The organism is Pseudomonas sp. NPDC077649 (assembly GCF_044542855.1).
In the GTDB taxonomy this organism is placed as follows: Bacteria; Pseudomonadota; Gammaproteobacteria; order Pseudomonadales; family Pseudomonadaceae; genus Aquipseudomonas.
Map to the genome: position 1 here is coordinate 452,539 of NZ_JBITVF010000001.1, position 18,692 is coordinate 471,230.

The 18,692-nt window shown below is 64.8% G+C and carries 20 protein-coding genes; 16 read left to right on the plus strand and 4 right to left on the minus strand.

What is annotated here, in order from left to right; genetic code table 11:
• Window positions 1–211: 211 nt before the first annotated feature.
• Window positions 212–1,903: a sigma 54-interacting transcriptional regulator gene (locus tag ACIGFL_RS01935; protein ID WP_397495958.1), complete on the minus strand. Its 1,692-nt coding sequence runs from the start codon at window positions 1,901–1,903 to the stop codon at window positions 212–214.
• 417 nt (window positions 1,904–2,320) lie between these two features.
• Here ACIGFL_RS01935 and ACIGFL_RS01940 point away from each other — a divergent pair, with 417 nt between their 5' ends.
• The 15 genes from ACIGFL_RS01940 to ACIGFL_RS02010 all read left to right on the plus strand — a co-directional run bounded on the left by ACIGFL_RS01940 (window position 2,321) and on the right by ACIGFL_RS02010 (window position 14,432).
• Window positions 2,321–2,590: a phenol hydroxylase subunit gene (locus ACIGFL_RS01940; protein ID WP_169970791.1), complete on the plus strand. Its 270-nt coding sequence runs from the start codon at window positions 2,321–2,323 to the stop codon at window positions 2,588–2,590.
• Window positions 2,591–2,638: 48 nt separating this feature from the next.
• Window positions 2,639–3,640: an aromatic/alkene monooxygenase hydroxylase subunit beta gene (locus ACIGFL_RS01945; protein ID WP_397495959.1), complete on the plus strand. Its 1,002-nt coding sequence runs from the start codon at window positions 2,639–2,641 to the stop codon at window positions 3,638–3,640.
• On the plus strand, window positions 3,637–3,909 hold the full coding sequence (locus ACIGFL_RS01950; RefSeq protein ID WP_169970789.1) for an MmoB/DmpM family protein: 273 nt from the start codon (window positions 3,637–3,639) through the stop codon (window positions 3,907–3,909). The genes ACIGFL_RS01945 and ACIGFL_RS01950 overlap by 4 nt, the downstream gene beginning before the upstream one ends.
• Before the next feature lie 10 nt (window positions 3,910–3,919).
• Window positions 3,920–5,473 carry an aromatic/alkene/methane monooxygenase hydroxylase/oxygenase subunit alpha gene (locus ACIGFL_RS01955; RefSeq protein WP_397495960.1) on the plus strand — a complete coding sequence of 518 codons (1,554 nt, stop codon included), beginning with the start codon at window positions 3,920–3,922 and terminating at the stop codon, window positions 5,471–5,473.
• 72 nt (window positions 5,474–5,545) lie between these two features.
• Window positions 5,546–5,905, plus strand: a complete 360-nt coding sequence (locus tag ACIGFL_RS01960) for a phenol hydroxylase subunit P4 (protein ID WP_397495961.1) — start codon at window positions 5,546–5,548, stop codon at window positions 5,903–5,905.
• A gap of 10 nt (window positions 5,906–5,915) precedes the next feature.
• On the plus strand, window positions 5,916–6,977 hold the full coding sequence (gene dmpP, locus ACIGFL_RS01965) for a phenol 2-monooxygenase reductase component DmpP (protein WP_397495962.1): 1,062 nt from the start codon (window positions 5,916–5,918) through the stop codon (window positions 6,975–6,977).
• A gap of 8 nt (window positions 6,978–6,985) precedes the next feature.
• Window positions 6,986–7,324 carry a 2Fe-2S iron-sulfur cluster binding domain-containing protein gene (locus ACIGFL_RS01970; RefSeq protein ID WP_397495963.1) on the plus strand — a complete coding sequence of 113 codons (339 nt, stop codon included), beginning with the start codon at window positions 6,986–6,988 and terminating at the stop codon, window positions 7,322–7,324.
• Window positions 7,321–8,244, plus strand: coding sequence for a catechol 2,3-dioxygenase (locus tag ACIGFL_RS01975; RefSeq protein WP_090439188.1), 924 nt, complete (start codon window positions 7,321–7,323; stop codon window positions 8,242–8,244). The genes ACIGFL_RS01970 and ACIGFL_RS01975 overlap by 4 nt, the downstream gene beginning before the upstream one ends.
• Window positions 8,245–8,278: 34 nt before the next feature.
• Window positions 8,279–9,739, plus strand: a complete 1,461-nt coding sequence (locus ACIGFL_RS01980) for a 2-hydroxymuconic semialdehyde dehydrogenase (RefSeq protein ID WP_397495964.1) — start codon at window positions 8,279–8,281, stop codon at window positions 9,737–9,739.
• Between the two features lie 7 nt (window positions 9,740–9,746).
• Window positions 9,747–10,595 carry an alpha/beta hydrolase gene (locus ACIGFL_RS01985; RefSeq protein WP_349653105.1) on the plus strand — a complete coding sequence of 283 codons (849 nt, stop codon included), beginning with the start codon at window positions 9,747–9,749 and terminating at the stop codon, window positions 10,593–10,595.
• 11 nt (window positions 10,596–10,606) lie between these two features.
• Window positions 10,607–11,392, plus strand: a complete 786-nt coding sequence (gene dmpE / locus ACIGFL_RS01990; RefSeq protein WP_090439177.1) for a 2-oxopent-4-enoate hydratase — start codon at window positions 10,607–10,609, stop codon at window positions 11,390–11,392.
• 15 nt (window positions 11,393–11,407) lie between these two features.
• Complete coding sequence (locus ACIGFL_RS01995; protein ID WP_397495965.1) at window positions 11,408–12,346, plus strand: acetaldehyde dehydrogenase (acetylating); 939 nt, start codon at window positions 11,408–11,410, stop codon at window positions 12,344–12,346.
• An 11-nt stretch (window positions 12,347–12,357) separates the two neighbouring features.
• A complete protein-coding gene (gene dmpG, locus ACIGFL_RS02000; protein WP_075749849.1) occupies window positions 12,358–13,392 on the plus strand; it encodes a 4-hydroxy-2-oxovalerate aldolase in 1,035 nt (344 codons plus the stop codon).
• Window positions 13,392–14,186 carry a 2-oxo-3-hexenedioate decarboxylase gene (gene dmpH, locus ACIGFL_RS02005; protein WP_322318881.1) on the plus strand — a complete coding sequence of 265 codons (795 nt, stop codon included), beginning with the start codon at window positions 13,392–13,394 and terminating at the stop codon, window positions 14,184–14,186. The genes dmpG and dmpH overlap by 1 nt, the downstream gene beginning before the upstream one ends.
• A 54-nt stretch (window positions 14,187–14,240) precedes the next feature.
• On the plus strand, window positions 14,241–14,432 hold the full coding sequence (locus ACIGFL_RS02010) for a 2-hydroxymuconate tautomerase (protein ID WP_045736217.1): 192 nt from the start codon (window positions 14,241–14,243) through the stop codon (window positions 14,430–14,432).
• A 442-nt stretch (window positions 14,433–14,874) separates the two neighbouring features.
• On the opposite strand, the gene ppa is transcribed toward ACIGFL_RS02010, so the two are convergent.
• The gene (ppa, locus tag ACIGFL_RS02015; RefSeq protein WP_013717208.1) at window positions 14,875–15,402 is read right to left on the minus strand and encodes an inorganic diphosphatase; all 528 of its coding nucleotides are present in this window, start codon (window positions 15,400–15,402) and stop codon (window positions 14,875–14,877) included.
• 77 nt (window positions 15,403–15,479) lie between these two features.
• Window positions 15,480–16,307: a zinc-dependent peptidase gene (locus tag ACIGFL_RS02020; protein WP_397495966.1), complete on the minus strand. Its 828-nt coding sequence runs from the start codon at window positions 16,305–16,307 to the stop codon at window positions 15,480–15,482.
• A 115-nt stretch (window positions 16,308–16,422) separates the two neighbouring features.
• Between ACIGFL_RS02020 and ACIGFL_RS02025 the strand changes: the two genes are divergently transcribed.
• A complete protein-coding gene (locus ACIGFL_RS02025; protein ID WP_397495967.1) occupies window positions 16,423–18,015 on the plus strand; it encodes a protein kinase in 1,593 nt (530 codons plus the stop codon).
• Window positions 18,016–18,021: 6 nt separating this feature from the next.
• Here the strand turns inward: ACIGFL_RS02025 and ACIGFL_RS02030 are convergent, their stop codons facing one another.
• Window positions 18,022–18,477: a GNAT family N-acetyltransferase gene (locus tag ACIGFL_RS02030; protein ID WP_021445133.1), complete on the minus strand. Its 456-nt coding sequence runs from the start codon at window positions 18,475–18,477 to the stop codon at window positions 18,022–18,024.
• Window positions 18,478–18,692 lie beyond the last annotated feature (215 nt).

Sequence of the window (18,692 nt, forward strand, 5' to 3'; positions counted from 1 at the left end):
TACCGCTCGCACTGGCTGTTTGCTGGGGCGCTACGCCGCGGCACACGGACAGCGGCGAGTCTGCTCCAGCCGCCTCAATGGGCGCCTGCCTGAGTCGCGCCAGGTGACTTGGGCAGACGCCTACGAGGCATACCTATTACTGAGCGAGGTGCTGAAGTTTCGTCGTTGTACGAGTGAACCCTCAGCAGTATTGGCGCTGGTAAATGGCGACTCAGTCCTCGATGCCGATCTTCTTCAGCCGGTAGGCCAGCGCCGGGCGGCTCAGCCCTAGCAGGCGGGCGGCACCGGAGACGTTCTGCTTGGCCTGGTGCATGGCCTCGCGCATTAGGCTTTCCTCGATCTCGTCGAGGCTCAGGCCGCTGCCCAATAACTGGCTGATCCAGCTGCCCTGGCCATTGTCCGGCTGGATCAGCACGCCGTCCGATGACACCCGCTCGCTGTCGGTCTGCGGCTCTTCCGGCGGCCGTGGAAACAGCGCCGGCACGCTGATGCTTTCGTTCGCGTCGGTGAGGATGATGCCGCGCTCGATGACGTTTTCCAGCTCGCGGATATTGCCCGGCCAGCTGTAATGCAGGCAGGCCTCCAGGGCTTTGTCCGAAAGGCCGAGGGTTCTCTTGCCGTACTCCTCGTGGAAGCGCTGCAGGAAGTGCTCAGCCAGCAGCGGAATGTCCTCGCGGCGTTCGCGCAACGCCGGGATCGCCACCGGGAAGACGTTCAGCCGGTAGTACAGGTCGGCGCGAAAACGCCCGGCCTTGACCGCTTCGGCCAGGTCCTCGTGGGTGGCGGCGATAACTCTTACGTCGATCTTGCGCGTGCGGTTGTCGCCCACTCGCTCCAGCTCGCCTTCTTGCAGCACGCGCAGCAGACTGGACTGAGCGCGCGGGCTGAGTTCGATCACCTCGTCAAGGAAGATGGTGCCCTTGTCGGCACGCTCGAAGCGGCCCATGCGTGACTGGGTGGCGCCGGTGAAGGCGCCTTTTTCCACGCCGAACAATTCGGACTCGATCAGGTCCGGCGGGATCGCTGCACAGTTCACTGCGACAAAGGGCTCGGCGGCGCGTTTGCTGCGCAGGTGCACGCTACGCGCGATGACCTCCTTGCCGACCCCGGTCTCGCCGAGCAGCAGCACCGAGACTTTGCTCTGTGCGGCCTTGTCCATCATCTTGCGCACGCTCTGGTAGGCCGGGGTCTGACCGATGCCGTAGTACTGGCCTTCCTGTTTGTCGAGGTTGGTACGCAGCGACACCAGTTGCGATTGCAACTCGTAGAGTTCCTCGATGATGGGGTCGCTCTTGAAATACTGTTTGAAGCTGGCAACGTCGTCCCACTCTTCGGCCGGCTTGCCGATGATCCGGCACTTGTCGCCGCCGCAGCCGCGGCAGCTGACTTCCTTGAAGATGATTTCCCGGCCCATGAACGCCGAGGAATAGGCGCAGGCGTAGCCGAGCAGAGTCCAGCACACCGGGTCTTGCATCTGCCCCAGCTCGGTCTGGCAGATTTCCACCTCGAAGGAGTCGATCCACTCCACCTCGACATAGAAGCGCCCGCTTTCCTTGTCGATATCGACCTCGGTGGGGCGGGCCTTGACCAGGCCCTTGAGCGAATGCAGCTGCGGGCCGGCGAGGAACATGTCGTACTCGCTGGCATTCGGGCGCAGCTTCCAGGCCAGTTCGGCGTCCTTCAGTCCGGACTGGTAACCCATGCGCAGGAAGAATCCCTTGGCCCGCTCGATGCCCAGGGTACTGACCATCTCGCGGCGGAAATTGGCCATCGCGGAAACCTGCAACAGCAGCATGCGCTGCTCGCCCAGCCAGATCTTGCCTTCCGTGCTCTGGAAGTGGATGAGGCTGGTGAGGTCCTTGAAGTCTGCGTATTGCATCTCGGGTTTATAGCGGATCGGCATGAACTCAAATCCCCTGATTTATTGTTGTAGGGGGCGCTGAAACACCTGGAAAGCACACGGCAGTCGATGTATTCAGCGAACACTCCAGGCGGCCTTTCCGGCCGTGTTGGCGCAACGCCAACTCACCATATTCGCCTTTTTCGGCAGATGAAAGTCAACCAAATGATGAAAGGCGCGAGTCTCTGGGGTGTGCCATCGGTTGCCCTGCGCAGGGGCTGTGAGCATTTGCTCAAGTGCGGCGAGGCAATTGAGCAAATGCTCAAAAAGCCCGTGTTGCACCTGCCTTCACCGCGTGTCGCAGGTGTCGGTGAATAAATTAAAAATCATTAAAATACAAATACCTATGTTCTTTTTTGGCGCCTTGGCACAGGCGTTGCGTTAGCGCCTTGGCCAGCAACCAGCCAGGAACCGGCCGAGATGAAAGACCCAGAGATTCCCTTCGATCAGCTGACCCGGTTTGTCCGGGTGCGCAGCGAGCCGGATGCCAGGTTCGTCGAATTCGATTTCGCCATTGGTCATCCGGAGCTGTTCGTCGAGCTGGTACTGCCACAGGCAGCCTTCGCCACCTTCTGCCAGCGCCAGCGTGTGGTGCAGATGGACGCGGCGATGTGCCAAGCGGTGGATGAAGACGCGGCCAAGTGGCGCTACGGCGATGTCGGACGACGCGAGGCGAACGACCGAGAGTAAGCACGAGCGACAGCCGAACACACACAACAACAAGACGGTACGGTTGAAATGAGCGTAGAGATCAAGACCAATACGGTGGAAACCCTCCGCCACACCTACGGCAACCTGCAACGCCGTTTCGGCGACAAGCCGGCGAGCCGCTATCAGGAAGCCAGCTACGACATCGAAGCGACTACCAACTTCCACTACCGGCCGCTGTGGGACCCGCAGCGCCAACTCAACGACCCCAGCCGTACGGCGATCCGCATGGCCGACTGGCACGCGGTCACCGACCCGCGCCAGTACTTCTACGGTGCCTACGTGCAGACCCGGGCGCGCATGCAGGAAGCCACCGAGCATGCCTACGGCTTCTGTGAAAAACGTGGCCTGTTGAGCCGCCTGCCCGAGGCGCTGCAGCACAAGATCCTGCGTTGCCTGGTGCCGCTGCGCCACGCCGAGATGGGCGCCAATATGAACAACAGCGGCATTGCCGGCGACTGCATCGCCGGCACCATGACCCAACTGCACATCTATCAGGCCATGGATCGTCTGGGCATTGGCCAGTACCTGTCACGCATCGGCCTGCTGCTCGGCGAGGGCAGCGGCAGTGCGCTGGATCAGGCCAAGGCTTACTGGATGGACGACCCGATCTGGCAAGGCCTGCGGCGCTACGTAGAAGACAGCCTGGTGATCAAGGACTGGTTCGAGCTGACCCTGGCGCAGAACCTGCTGCTCGACGGCATGAGCTACCCGCTGATGTACCAGCGCTTCGACCAGCAACTGGGCGAAGAGGGCGCCGCCGACCTGTCGATGCTCACCGAATTCATGCGCGACTGGTACGCCGAAAGCACCCGCTGGGTCGACGCCATGCTCAAGGTGGTGCTGGCCGAAAGCGCGGACAACCACGCGCAGATCCAGACCTGGGTGGATGCCTGGGAACCGCGCGCCTATGCCGCCCTGCAACCGTTGGCCGAAGCGGCCACCGGCCTGGCCGCCCTCGACGACGTGCGTGCCGCGCTGGCCGCCCGCCTGCACAAACTTGGGCTGCGCAGCCCCGGAGTACCAGCATGAAACAACTGGCTTTCATCGTATTCCAGGACAACGACAACGCCCGTTACCTGGTGGACGCCATCACCCAGGACAACCCCCACGCCGAGGTCCAGTACCAACCCGCGATGATCCGCATCCAGGCCGAGAAGCGCCTGGAAATCCGCCGCGCGACAGTGGAGGAAATGATCGGTCGCGAGTGGGACGTCCAGGAAATGCTCATCGACGTGATCAGCATCGGCGGCAACGTGGCCGAGGACGACGACAGTTTCGTCCTCGAGTGGAAGAACTAGGAGGCAGACCATGACCACCCAGAAGAAAAAACTCAGCCTGAAAGACAAGTACCAGTACCTGACCCGCGACATGGCCTGGGAGCCGAGCTACCAGAAGAAGGCCGACATCTTCCCCGACGAGGATTTCGAGGGCATCAAGATCACCGACTGGGACAAGTGGGAAGACCCGTTCCGCCTGACCATGGATGCCTACTGGAAATACCAGTCCGAGAAAGAGAAGAAGCTCTACGCAATCTTCGACGCCTTTGCGCAGAACAACGGCCACCAGAACATCTCCGATGCACGGTACGTGAATGCCCTGAAGCTGTTCCTCACCGGCGTTTCGCCGCTGGAATACGGCGCCTTCCAGGGCTACTCGCGGGCTGGCCGGCAGTTCAGCGGCGCCGGCGCGCGGGTCGCGTGCCAGATGCAGGCGATCGACGAGCTGCGCCACGTGCAGACGCAGATCCATGCCATGAGCCACTACAACAAGCACTTCAACGGCCTGCATGATTTCGCCCACATGCACGACCGGGTGTGGTTTCTCTCGGTGCCCAAGTCGTTCTTCGACGACGCGCGCTCGGCCGGCCCGTTCGAGTTCCTCACCGCCATCTCGTTCTCCTTCGAGTACGTGCTGACCAACCTGCTGTTCGTGCCGTTCATGTCCGGCGCCGCCTACAACGGCGACATGGCCACGGTCACCTTCGGCTTCTCCGCGCAGTCGGACGAAGCGCGGCACATGACCCTCGGTCTGGAAGTGATCAAGTTCATGCTCGAACAGCACGAAGACAACGTGCCGATCATCCAGCGCTGGATCGACAAGTGGTTCTGGCGCGGTTATCGCCTGCTCAGTCTGGTCGGCATGATGATGGACTACATGCTGCCGAACAAAGTGATGTCCTGGGCCGAAGCCTGGGAGGTGTATTACGAGCAGAACGGCGGTGCGCTGTTCAAGGACCTCGAGCGCTACGGCATCCGCCCGCCGAAGTACCAGGACCAGGCCACCATCGGCAAGCAGCACATCACCCACCAGATCTGGGCAACCTTCTACCAGTACAGCCAGGCCACCAACTTCCACACCTGGATTCCCAGCCAGGAAGAGCAGCAGTGGCTCGCGGAAAAGTACCCGGACAGCTTCGACAAGTACTACCGCCCGCGTTTCGACCACTGGCAGGAGCAGCATGCCAAAGGCCAGCGCTTCTACAACCACACCCTGCCGCAGCTGTGCCAGGTGTGCCAGGTGCCGGCGCTGTTCACCGAGCCGGACGACCCGACCACCCTCAGCCACCGGCAGATCGAGCACGAGGGCGAGCGCTATCACTTCTGCTCGGATGGCTGCTGCGAGATCTTCCAGCACGAACCGGAGAAGTACATCCAGGCCTGGCTGCCGGTGCACCAGATCTACCAGGGCAACTGCGAGGGCGGCGATGTGCAGACCGTGGTGGAGAAGTACTACCACCTGAAAATCGGGGTGGACAACCTCGAGTACGTCGGCTCGCCCGAGTACCTGCGCTGGCTGGCCTGGAAGAAACTCGGCACCCCGGCAGTACCCGCCGGTACGGGCAACGCGCGCGACGCCGCCTGATGCGTCACCCCGGATCAGGGGTGGCGCTGCCGCCCCTGACCACCCCGATTCCAAGAACAAGAGGGTCAGCTCATGACTGTTAACGCGATCAGCGAATACCGCGCCACGCCGCGCGACCTGCAAGCCAATTTCCATGGCATGCAGATGCTCTACGTCTACTGGGACAAACACCTGATGTTCTGCTCGCCCTTCGCCTTTCTCGTCGCTCCGGCGATGACCTTCGGCGCGTTCCTCGAGCAGGTGTTCATGGAGGCGATCAAGGCCCATCCAGACAGCGCCCGCATCGATTTCAGCGCGGCTGTGTGGCAGCTCAATGGCCAGCCGTTCACTGCCGATCCCAGTGCCAGCCTGGAAGCCAACGGCATCGACCACAAGAGCCTGCTGCGCCTGAGCACGCCAGGCTTGAACGGCGTTCAGGGTTCGTGCAGCTGAGAGGTGTGCCATGAGTTACAACGTCACCATTGAACCGACCGGCGAAGTGATCGAAGTGGAGGACGGCCAGACCATCCTCCAGGCCGCCCTGCGCCAGGGCGTCTGGCTGCCGTTCGCCTGCGGCCACGGCACCTGCGCCACCTGCAAGGTGCAGGTGGTCGAGGGCGAAGTGGATATCGGCGAAGCCTCGCCGTTCGCCCTGATGGACATCGAGCGCGACGAGCGCAAGGTGCTGGCCTGCTGCGCCATTCCGCTCTCCGACCTGGTGATCGAAGCCGACGTCGATGCCGACCCGGATTTTCTCGGTCATCCAGTGGAAGATTACCGCGGGGTGGTCAGCGCCCTGGTTGACCTGTCGCCGACCATCAAGGGCCTGCATATCAAGCTGGATCGGCCCATGCCGTTCCAGGCCGGGCAGTACGTCAACCTGGCGTTGCCGGGCATCGACGGCACCCGTGCCTTCTCGCTGGCCAACCCGCCGAGCCGGGCCGACGAAGTCGAGTTGCACGTGCGCCTGGTCGAGGGCGGTGCGGCCACCGGCCTTATCCACAAGCAACTGAAAGTCGGCGACTCGGTGGAGCTGTCCGGGCCTTATGGGCAGTTCTTCGTGCGCGACTCGCAGCCCGGCGACCTGATCTTCATCGCCGGCGGCTCGGGGTTATCGAGCCCGCAGTCGATGATCCTCGATCTGCTCGAGCGCGGCGATACGCGGCGGATCACCCTGTTCCAGGGCGCGCGCAATGTCGCCGAGCTGTACAACCGCGAGCTGTTCGAGGCGCTGGCCGCGCAGCACCCGCACTTCAGCTATGTGCCGGCGCTCAACCAGGCCAATGACGACCCGGCGTGGCAAGGCTTCAAGGGCTTCGTCCACGACGCCGCCAAGGCGCATTTCGACGGCCGCTTCGGCGGGCAAAAAGCCTACCTGTGCGGCCCGCCGCCGATGATCGACGCGGCCATCACCACCCTGATGCAAGGCCGGCTGTTCGAGCGCGACATCTTTATGGAGCGCTTCTACACCGCCGCCGATGGTGCCGGCGAGAGCACCCGTTCGGCCCTGTTCAAGCGCATCTGAGGTGAATCATGAACCGTGCCGGTTATGAGATTCGCGAAACGGTCAGCGGCCAGACTTTCCGTTGCCTGCCCGACCAGTCGGTGCTCAGTGCGATGGAGCAACAGGGCAAGCGCTGCGTGCCGGTCGGTTGTCGCGGCGGCGGCTGCGGCCTGTGCAAGGTGCGCGTGCTGAGCGGCAGCTACCAGTGCCACAAGATGAGTTGCAACCATGTGCCGCCGGAGGCGGCCAAGCAGGGCCTGGCCCTGGCCTGCCAACTGTTTCCCCAGACTGACCTGAGCATCGAATGCCTGCGCCGCCAAGGCCCAGGCGACCACAACAACAAGAACCAGCAAGAGGTGTCGTCATGAAAAAAGGCGTAATGCGCCCCGGTCACGTCCAGCTTCGCGTACTGAACCTGGAGAGCGCCCTGGCCCACTACCGCGACCTGCTCGGTCTGATCGAAATGGACCGCGACGAGCAAGGGCGCGTCTACCTGAAGGCCTGGACCGAGGTCGACAAATTCTCCGTGGTGCTGCGCGAGGCCGATCAGCCGGGCATGGATTTCATGGGCTTCAAGGTGATCGACGAGGACTGCCTGAACCGCCTGACCCAGGATCTGCTCAATTATGGCTGCCTGATCGAAACCATCCCCGCCGGCGAACTCAAGGGTTGCGGGCGGCGGGTGCGCTTCCAGGCACCGTCCGGGCACTTTTTCGAGCTCTACGCCGACAAGGAGTACACCGGCAAATGGGGGCTGGAGGAGATCAATCCGGAAGCCTGGCCGCGCAACCTCAAGGGCATGCGCGCGGTGCGTTTCGACCACTGCCTGTTGTATGGCGACGAGCTGCAGGCGACCTATGCGCTGTTCACCGAGGTGCTCGGTTTCTACCTGGCCGAGCAGGTGGTCGACGACAACGGCACGCGCATCGCGCAGTTCCTCAGCCTGTCGACCAAGGCCCATGACGTGGCCTTCATCCAGCACACGGAGAAGGGCCGGTTCCACCACGCCTCGTTCTTTCTGGAAACCTGGGAAGACGTGCTGCGCGCCGCCGACCTGATTTCCATGACCGACACCTCGATCGACATCGGCCCGACCCGCCACGGCCTGACCCATGGCAAGACCATCTACTTCTTCGACCCCTCGGGTAACCGCAACGAGGTGTTCTGCGGTGGCGATTACAACTACCAGGACCACAAGCCCGTGACCTGGCTGGCCAAGGACCTGGGCAAGGCCATTTTTTACCACGACCGGGTGCTCAACGAACGTTTCCTGACCGTGCTCACCTGAAAGCCCGGCTCGCCTTTTTGCAGAGATTGCGCAGATGAAAGAGATCAAGCACTTCATTAACGGTGCCTTCGTCGGATCGGCCAGCGGTCGCACCTTCGACGACATCAACCCGGCCAATGGCCAGGTGATCGGCCGCGTGCACGAGGCCGGCCGCGCCGAGGTCGATGCCGCGGTGCAGGCCGCACGTGCCGCGCTGAGCGGGCCCTGGGGCGCGATGAGCGTGGCCGAGCGGGCGGACATTCTGCACCGCGTGGCCGATGGCATCACCGCGCGCTTCGACGAGTTCCTCGAGGCCGAATGCCTGGACACCGGCAAGCCGAAATCCCTGGCGTCGCATATCGATATTCCGCGCGGCGCGGCCAACTTCAAGGTGTTCGCCGACCTGCTGAAGAACGTGCCCAACGAAGCCTTCGAGATGGCCACGCCGGACGGCAGCGGCGCGATCAACTACGCGGTGCGCCGCCCCAAGGGGGTGATCGGGGTGATCAGCCCGTGGAACCTGCCGCTGTTGCTGATGACCTGGAAGGTCGGCCCGGCCCTGGCCTGCGGCAATACCGTGGTGGTCAAGCCCTCCGAGGAAACCCCGCTGACCACCACCCTACTCGGCGAGGTGATGCAGGCCGCCGGCGTGCCGGCCGGGGTGTACAACGTGGTGCATGGTTTCGGTGGCGATTCCGCCGGGGCCTTCCTCACCGAACACGCGGATGTCGATGCCTTCACCTTCACGGGTGAAACCGGCACCGGCGAGTTGATCATGCGCGCCGCCGCCAAAGGCGTGCGCCAGGTCTCGCTGGAGCTGGGCGGCAAGAACGCCGGCATCGTCTTCGCCGACTGCGACATGGATAAGGCCATCGAAGGCACTCTGCGCTCGGCCTTCGCCAACTGCGGTCAGGTGTGCCTGGGCACCGAGCGGCTGTATGTCGAGCGCTCGATTTTCGAGGAGTTTGTCGCCCGTCTGAAGGCCGGTGCCGAGAGCCTGGTGATCGGCCCGCCGGACGACCCGACGAGCAACTTCGGCCCGCTGGTCAGCCTCAAGCACCGCGAGAAGGTGCTGTCCTACTACCAGCAAGCCGTCGCCGACGGCGCCACCGTGGTCACCGGCGGCGGCGTGCCGCAGATGCCGGACGCATTGGCGGGCGGCGCCTGGATACAACCGACCATCTGGACCGGCCTGGCCGACGACTCGGCGGTGGTCACCGAGGAAATCTTCGGGCCGTGCTGCCATATCCGTCCGTTCGACAGCGAAGCCGAAGCTATCGCCCTGGCCAACAGCCTGCCCTATGGCCTGTCCGCCACCCTCTGGAGCGACAACGTCGGCCGCGCGCACCGTGTCGCCGGGCAGTTGGAGGCCGGCATCGTCTGGGTCAACAGTTGGTTCCTGCGCGATCTGCGCACCGCCTTCGGCGGCAGCAAGCAATCCGGGATCGGTCGGGAAGGGGGTGTGCACTCGCTGGAGTTCTACACCGAACTGAAAAACATCTGCGTGAAGTTGTGAGGCCGTGATGAACGCACCCCAGAACAGCCCGGAAATCGGCCGCGAAATCCTCGCCGCCGGCTATCGCACCAACCTGCACGACAGCGGCGAAGGCTTCCCGCTGATGATGATCCACGGCTCCGGCCCCGGCGTTACCGCCTGGGCCAACTGGCGCCTGGTGATGCCCGAGCTGGCCAAGCGCCGCCGGGTGATCGCCCCGGACATGCTGGGCTTCGGCTACAGCGAACGCCCGGCCGATGGTCAGTACCACCAACAGCGCTGGGTCGAACACGCGCTTGGCGTGCTGGATGCCCTGGGCATCGAACAGGCCGATCTGGTCGGTAACTCCTTCGGTGGCGGCCTGGCCCTGGCCCTGGCCATCCGCCACCCCGAGCGCGTGCGCCGGCTGGTGCTGATGGGCAGCGCCGGGGTGAGCTTTCCGATCACCCCCGGCCTGGATGATGTGTGGGGCTATGAGCCGTCCTTCGCCACCATGCGCCGGCTGATGGACACCTTCGCCTACGACCGCAGCCTGGTCACCGACGAGTTGGCCGAGCTGCGTTACCAGGCCAGCATCCGCCCCGGTTTTCAGGAGTCGTTCGCGCAGATGTTCCCCGCGCCGCGCCAGCGCTGGGTCGATGGCCTGGCCAGCAGCGAGGCGCAGATCCGCGCCTTGCCCCACGAAACCCTGGTGATCCATGGCCGCGAGGATCAGGTGATCCCCCTGGCCGCTTCGCTGACGTTGGCCGAGTGGATCGTTCGCGCGCAATTGCACGTGTTCGGCCAGTGCGGCCACTGGACGCAGATCGAACACGCCGCCCGCTTCGCGCGCCTGGTCGAGGATTTCCTCGCCGAAGCCGACGCCCGCCATTCCTGAGAGAGACCGACATGGACCAGATAATGATCAACGCGCTCGGCGACGAGCTGTACCAGGCCATGCTCAACCGCGAGGCGATCAGCCCGCTGACCGAGCGTGGCTTCGACATCAGCGTCGACGACGCCTACCACATCTCGCTGCGCCTGCTCGAACGACGCCTGGCGGCCGGCGAGAAGATCATCGGCAAGAAGATCGGCGTGACCAGCAAGGCGGTGCAAAACATGCTCGGCGTGCACCAGCCGGACTTCGGTTACCTGACCGACGCCATGGTGTTCAACAGCGGCGAAGCGGTGCCGATCAGCCAGCGACTGATGCAGCCCAAGGCCGAGGGCGAGATCGCCTTCATCCTCAAGAAGGACCTGATCGGCCCCGGCGTGACCAACGCCGACGTACTGGCCGCCACCGAGTGCGTGATGCCCTGTTTCGAGATCGTCGATTCGCGCATCCGAGACTGGAAAATCAAGATCCAGGACACCGTGGCGGACAACGCCTCCTGCGGCCTGTTCGTGCTCGGCGACCAGGCGGTATCGCCGCGCCAGGTCGACCTGGTCACCTGCGGCATGGTGGTGGAAAAGAACGGCCACATCATCAGCACCGGGGCCGGCGCTGCGGCGCTCGGTTCACCGGTCAACTGCGTGGCCTGGCTGGCCAACACCCTGGGCCATTTCGGCATCGCGCTGAAAGCCGGCGAGGTGATCCTGTCCGGCTCGCTGGTGCCGTTGGAGCCGGTCAAGGCCGGCGACGTGATGCGCGTCGACATCGGCGGTATCGGCAGCGCCTCGGTGCGCTTCACCTGAATTGGAGGCTTGCAGATGAACCAGAAACTCAAAGTCGCGATCATCGGTCCGGGCAATATCGGCACTGACCTGATGATCAAAGTGCTGCGCAACGCCAAGTACCTGGAAATGGGCGCCATGGTCGGCATCGACGCCGCCTCCGACGGCCTGGCCCGCGCCCAGCGCATGGGCGTGGCGACCACCCATGCCGGCGTCGAAGGGCTGATCAACCTGCCCGAATTCGCCGACATCGATTTCGTCTTCGACGCCACCTCGGCCAGTGCCCACGTGCAGAACGAGGCGCTGCTGCGCCAGGCCAAACCGGGCATCCGCCTGATCGACCTGACCCCGGCGGCCATCGGCCCGTACTGCGTGCCGGTGGTCAACCTGGAAGAGCACCTCGGCAAGCTCAACGTCAACATGGTCACCTGCGGCGGCCAGGCGACCATCCCGATGGTCGCCGCGGTCTCCCGCGTGGCCAAGGTCCATTACGCCGAGATCGTCGCCTCGATCAGCAGCAAGTCCGCCGGTCCCGGCACCCGCGCCAACATCGACGAGTTCACCGAGACCACCAGCAAAGCCATCGAAGTGATCGGCGGTGCGGCCAAGGGCAAGGCGATCATCATCATGAACCCGGCTGAGCCGCCGCTGATCATGCGCGACACCGTGTATGTGCTGTCTGCCGCCGCCGATCAGGCCGCCGTCGCGGCCTCGGTGGCGGAAATGGTTCAGGCGGTGCAGGCCTACGTGCCCGGCTATCGCCTGAAGCAGCAGGTGCAGTTCGACCTGATTCCCGAGTCCGCGCCGCTGAACATCCCCGGCCTCGGCCGGTTCAGCGGGTTGAAGACCTCGGTGTTCCTCGAAGTCGAAGGCGCCGCCCATTACCTGCCGGCCTACGCTGGCAACCTTGACATCATGACCTCCGCCGCGCTGGCCACTGCCGAGCGCATGGCCCAGTCGATGCTCAAGGCCTGAGGAGAATCGCCATGACCTTCAACCCCGGCAAGAAACTCTATATCTCCGACGTCACCCTGCGCGACGGCAGCCACGCGATCCGCCACCAGTACTCGATCCAGAACGTGCAGGACATCGCCCGCGCCCTGGACCAGGCCAAGGTCGACTCCATCGAAGTGGCCCACGGCGACGGCCTGCAAGGCTCCAGCTTCAACTACGGCTTCGGCGCGCACACCGACCTGGAGTGGATCGAGGCGGTCAACGACGTGATCAGCCACGCCAAAATCGCCACCCTGCTGCTGCCCGGTATCGGCACGGTGCACGACCTCAAGGCGGCCTACACCGCCGGCGCGCGGGTGGTCCGCGTGGCCACCCACTGCACCGAGGCGGATGTGTCCAAGCAACACATCGAATACGCCCGCGAGCTGGGCATGGACACCGTCGGCTTTTTGATGATGAGCCATATGATCGCCCCCGAGCATCTGGCCAAGCAGGCCAAGCTGATGGAGAACTATGGCGCGACCTGCATCTACGTGGTCGATTCCGGCGGGGCGCTGAGCATGCAGGACGTGCGCGAGCGCTTCCGCGCGGTCAAGGCCGTGCTCAAGCCGGAAACCCAGACCGGCATGCACGCCCACCACAACCTGTCCCTTGGCGTGGCCAACTCCATCGTCGCGGTGGAGGAGGGCTGCGACCGCATCGACGCCAGTCTCGCCGGCATGGGCGCCGGTGCCGGTAACGCGCCGCTGGAGGTGTTCATCGCCGCCGCCGAACGCCTCGGCTGGGAGCACGGCACCGACCTCTACACCCTGATGGACGCCGCCGACGACATCGTCCGGCCGTTGCAGGATCGCCCGGTGCGGGTCGACCGCGAAACCCTGGCCCTCGGCTACGCCGGGGTCTATTCCAGCTTCCTCCGTCATTCCGAAGTGGCCGCGCAGAAATACGGCCTCAAGGCCGTGGACATCCTCGTCGAACTGGGCAAACGGCGCATGGTCGGTGGCCAGGAAGACATGATCGTCGACGTCGCCCTCGACCTATTGGCCGCCCGTAAGGAGCGCAACTGATGAACCGTACCCTGACCCGCGAACAGGTGCTGGCCCTGGCCGAGCACATCGAAAACGCCGAGCTGCATGCGCATGACATCAGCAAGGTGACCAACGATTACCCGGACATGACCTTCGCCGACGCCTACGACGTGCAGTGGGAAATCCGCCGGCGCAAGGAGGCCCGCGGCAACAAGATCGTCGGCCTGAAGATGGGCCTGACCTCCTGGGCGAAGATGGCGCAGATGGGCGTGGAAACGCCGATCTACGGCTTCCTCGCCGACTACTTCAGCGTCGCCGACGGCGGCGTGGTGGATTGCGCCAAACTGATTCACCCGAAGATCGAGGCGGAGATCAGCTTCGTCACCAAGGCGCCGCTGCACGGCCCGGGCTGCCATATCGGCCAGGTGCTGGCGGCCACCGACTTCGTCGTGCCGACGGTGGAAGTGATCGACTCGCGCTACGAGAACTTCAAGTTTGACCTGATCAGCGTGGTCGCCGACAACGCTTCCTCGACCCGTTTCATTACCGGCGGGCAGATGGCCGATGTGGCCGACGTGGACCTGCGCACCCTCGGCGTGGTGATGGAGAAGAACGGCGAAGTGGTGGAGCTCGGTGCCGGTGCCGCGGTGCTTGGCCATCCTGCTTCCAGCGTGGCGATGCTGGCCAACCTGCTGGCCGAACGCGGCGAACATATCCCGGCGGGCAGTTTCATCATGACCGGCGGCATCACCGCGGCGGTGCCGGTGGCGCCGGGCGACAACATCACCGTGCGTTACCAGGGCCTCGGCTCGGTGTCCGCGCGCTTCGTTTAAACCCCATGCGGCCGGCTTGCGTGCCGGCCGCCACTATTTTTGAAGGACGAGGCCATGCCTATAGCCCAGCTCTATATCCTCGAAGGCCGCACCGACGAACAAAAGGAAACCCTGATCCGCGAAGTCAGCGAGGCCATGTCGCGCTCGCTGGACGCGCCCATCGAGCGGGTGCGCGTGATCATCACCGAAATGCCGAAAAACCACTTCGGCATCGGTGGCGAATCGGCGAGCAAGCTCAGGCGCTAGTCCGTCTGTATCGTAAAAATTTCGTCTTGGATGGGTCTCAGCGCAGGATCCAGAGGGTCACACAGTTCTTGCTGGCGTTTTTGCCGGTTTTGCGGTTTTACCGGGGTACGCGGCCAAGCAGCTTTTTATGTGGCAAACCCAGCTAATACAAGCGCTGATGAACACGGCAGGCTGTCGATCCGGCCCCGCGCTCGTTCGGCTGCCGTTCGCCGCTAGGCTCAAAGCTCTGGGACGGTTCGACCGCCATCCTGAGGAGCACCCACACCTCTGGACCCACACTTCGACCCACACCTTGGCGGCGGATTCTGGGGATTGCTCATGGACGCCTTGGGATGGGTGGTAAGCCTAATGCCCTGTATTTCTAGGGCTCGTGGATCTTGGTGGATTTCTTCGGGCAATAAAAAAGCCGGCTTGTGGCCGGCTTTTCGGAGGTTGTCAGGACTTATTTTTGGTAAGCCGCGACTGCCTTGTTGATCAGGCCGCGGGCTTCTTCAGCGCCGCCCCAGCCTTCTACCTTGACCCACTTGCCCTTCTCGAGATCCTTGTAGTTCTCGAAGAAGTGCTTGATCTGTTCGATCAGCAGTGCGGGCAGGTCGGTGTATTCCTGAACGTCCTTGTACAGAACGGTCAGTTTGTCGTGTGGTACGGCAACCAGCTTGGCGTCGCCGCCGGCTTCGTCGCTCATGTGCAGGACGCCGACCGGACGGGCGCGGATCACCGAACCCGGAGCAACCGGGTAAGGGGTCACGACCAGCACGTCGAGGGGGTCGCCGTCATCGGCCAGGGTGTGCGGGATGAAACCGTAGTTGGCCGGGTAGAACATCGGGGTGGCCATGAAGCGATCGACCATCAGGCAATCGGTATCGTGGTCGATCTCGTATTTGATCGGCGCGTGATTGGCCGGGATTTCGATGGCAACGTAGATGTCGTTCGGCAGGTCTTTACCAGCCGGGATCTTGCTGTAGCTCATGGGGGAACTCCCAGGAAGGGCCAAAAAAGTGGGGCGCATTATAGGCGGATTCGCATGGCGTTACTACGCCACGTGAATCAGCCATTGGTCGCGGTTTCGACCGTCTCGTAGTCGGGGTGTTCCGCCTGCAGGCGCTGCAATCGGGCCAGGGTGTCCTGGCGGTAGAACAGCGCCAGTTGCCGGTAGACCTCGGGAAAGGCCGCGGCCAGCAGATCCGGGGCGCTGAAGAAGTATTCGCTGGTCACGGCGAAGAATTCCGCCGGGTCTTCGGCGGCGTACGGGTCGATGGCGGTTTCCGCCTCGGGGTTGGCGTCCAGCTCGGCGTTCAATGCGTCATAGGCGCTCTGCATGGCGTGGGCCCAGTCCTGCACGCGCATGTCGCGGTGCAGCGGCGGCAGGCCGTTGGCGCTGCCTTCGAGCATGTCCAGCTTGTGCGCCAGCTCGTGGATCACCAGGTTGTAGCCTTCCCAGCCGCCGCTGGCCTCGACACCGGGCCAGGCGAGGATCACCGGCCCCTGCTGCCAGGCTTCGCCGCTGCGTGCGTCGTCCCATTCGTGTTCGATGCCGCTGGCGTCGCGGTGGCGTTGCGGGCTGAGGAAGTCATCGGGGTAGAGCACGATCTCGTGAAAGCCCTGATACCAGTCCAGATCGCCCAGGTGCAGCAGCGGCAGCTGTGCCTGCGCGGCCAGCAGCAGGCGCTCGACCGCGCCCAGCTCGACGCCGGGCAGGGCGGTCAGGCGCTTACTGGCGAGAAACAGCGCGGCGCGCTCGCGCAGGCGCTGCAATTCCGCCTCGTCCAGGCCGTCGAGGATCGGCAGGCGACGGCGCACCTCGGCCCAGTGGGCCGGATCGATCGGGTTGCGTTCGAGGGTGCGTTGGCGGCGCCAGGCCTTGAAGGACCACATGCTGAAAGGCTCGCAGGGAAGATGCGGCCACCTTAAGCGGCGCGGGCGCCTGCCACAAGTCGGCATAAAGCCTGCAACGACCGGGCAGGATGCTGCTTGCGCAGGAGGGCCGGCCATGACGCTGCAACTGCTCGAACACCCCACGCTCAGCCTGGCCCTCGGCGCCGGGCTGGACTTGCCGCAGCAGGCGGCGCGGGCCCGGGCCATGTGGCTGGCCGGACGCCAGGGGCGGCCGCCGCTGCTGCTGGTGGCGCTGCTTTGGGCGCGCCATTGCCCCGATGTGGTGCAAAGCCTGGAGCAGCATCTCGATGCCCTGTTCGCCGACTACCGCTGCACGCCGGAGGGCTGGAGCGAGCCCCAGGCCGCGCGCCAGGTGTTGGCGGCGCTCAATCTGCAGCTGTTTCGCCGGCGCCAGGCCGGGCAGGGCATTGCCGAGCTGTATGCCGGACTGCTGCTGGTGCAGGGCGACGCGTTGCAGTTCCTCCAGGCCGGCAGCATCGGCCTGGCGCGAGTGCACGGCGCCGGCGTGCAGACGCTGGTCGGCCGCGACGGCATGGCCCTGGGCGCTCAGGCCGAGCTGGCGCTGGTGCAGCACGGCCTGACGCTGCGCACGGATGAGCTGTTGCTGCTGGCGCCGCAGCCGCTACTCGCGGTCGGCGACCTGCAGCCGCTGTGCCAGGGCGTCGGGACGCTCGCCGGCGCGGGCCTGGGTCAGGCACTGCGACCGCTGCTGCAGGCGCCGGGGGCGGCGGTGCTGCTCTGTCCGGGGGCCGGTGGCGGCTTGCCGCCGACGCCGGTGACGCCGCAGCGTACGGCGCTGGTCGATGTCGCACCCGGCCTGCAGATCGACGGCTGGACGCTGCTGCGCGGCTGCCCCTACGGCCCGCCGGGCCGGTTGTTCCTGGCTCGCGACGAGGTCGGGCGCGAGGCGCTGCTGTGGTTCGCCGAGCGCGACGCCGACGAGGCTTTCTGGCAGCGCGAATGGGCCCTGCGCCGCAGCCCGCAGCGCGCCCTGGCGCAGGTGCTGTCGCCGCTGCGCGCGCGCAGCCATGCCTACCTGGCGCTGGCCGCGCCGCCGCCCGGCATGCGCAGCCTGGTGGATTGGGCGGCGGCTCATGGCGCGCCGGATGCGCAGACCCTGTTGACCCTGCTGACGCAACTGATCGGCGCCGTGCGCGCGCTGCAGCGCCGCGGCATGCAGGGGCTGTGGCTGAACCCCAGGCAAATCCTGCTCGGCGACGACGGGCGGGTGCTGTTGCTGGCGGAACACGCCGCCATCCTGCCGGGCGTGGCGCGCCAGCCGCTGCCGGCACAAGCGGTGCCGCTGGCACCGGAACTGCGCGCTGGGCGGGCGGTGGATGGCCGCGCCGATCAACTGGCGCTGGCGGCGCTGGCCTACTGGCTGCTGTGCGGGCAATGGCCGGAGGTGGCGCGCAGCGAGGTCGGCCCCGGCCATTGCTACGTGCCGCTGGCGCATTTCGCCGCGCGCATTCCGCCGGGCTGGGATGGCGTGCTGGCGCGCGCCCTGGCGCCGCAGCCGCAGGCGCGCTTCGAGGCGCTGTCGGAGTTGCAGCAGGCGTTGCAGCAGTCGCTCGAGCGCCGCCGCAGCGCGCGGCGCTCGCGTCCGCCGCTGCGCCCGGCGCGCCTGGCGTTGCTGGGGCTGTTTGCCCTGCCGCTGCTGCTGGGTCTGCTGCTCAGTCTGGGCTGAGGTGGCTCAGTCGGCGTTGATCGGCAGCACGTAGTTCTTGAACTGCTCGTCCTCGACGAAACCGATGGACTCGTAGACCTTCTGCGCCACCTCGTTGTCGCGGCTGGTGGCCACGCGCATGCGCACGGCGTTGGTGTCCTTGGCCATCTTCTTCGCGGTCTGCAGCAGGCGATCGGCCACCAGTTGGCGGCGGGCGTCCTCGGCGACATAGATGTCGTTGAGAATCCACACGCGCTTGAGCGACAGCGAGGAGTAGCTGGGGTAGAGCTGGCAGAAGCCGAGCAGCTTGTCCTCGTCGTCGGCCAGCGCCAGGTAGATCACCGATTCCTTGCGCCGCAGGCGCTTTTCGAGGAACTTGCGCGACGACTCGGGGAAGGGCAGTTCGTTGTAGAACTCGCGGTATTTGACGAACAGCGGGGTCAGCAGGTCCAGGTGCTCCAGGGTGGCTTGGACGATGCGCATGGCGGGCCTCGACTTCTGTGGTTGGACTGGAGTGACGATGCAGCTGTTGTGCCAGCAGGCCAGGCGATGCTGCCTCAAAGCCAGTTGAAAGCGCAATCCAAGCAAGCGTTTGATTTTTCGCTGCGGAGCAACTTGGTCTTCGCGCCTCGGTCTGAACAGGGCGCAGCAGTCGCCCGGCGGGCGCTGTGCTAACCTGCCGCCATCGCGTCCAGGCC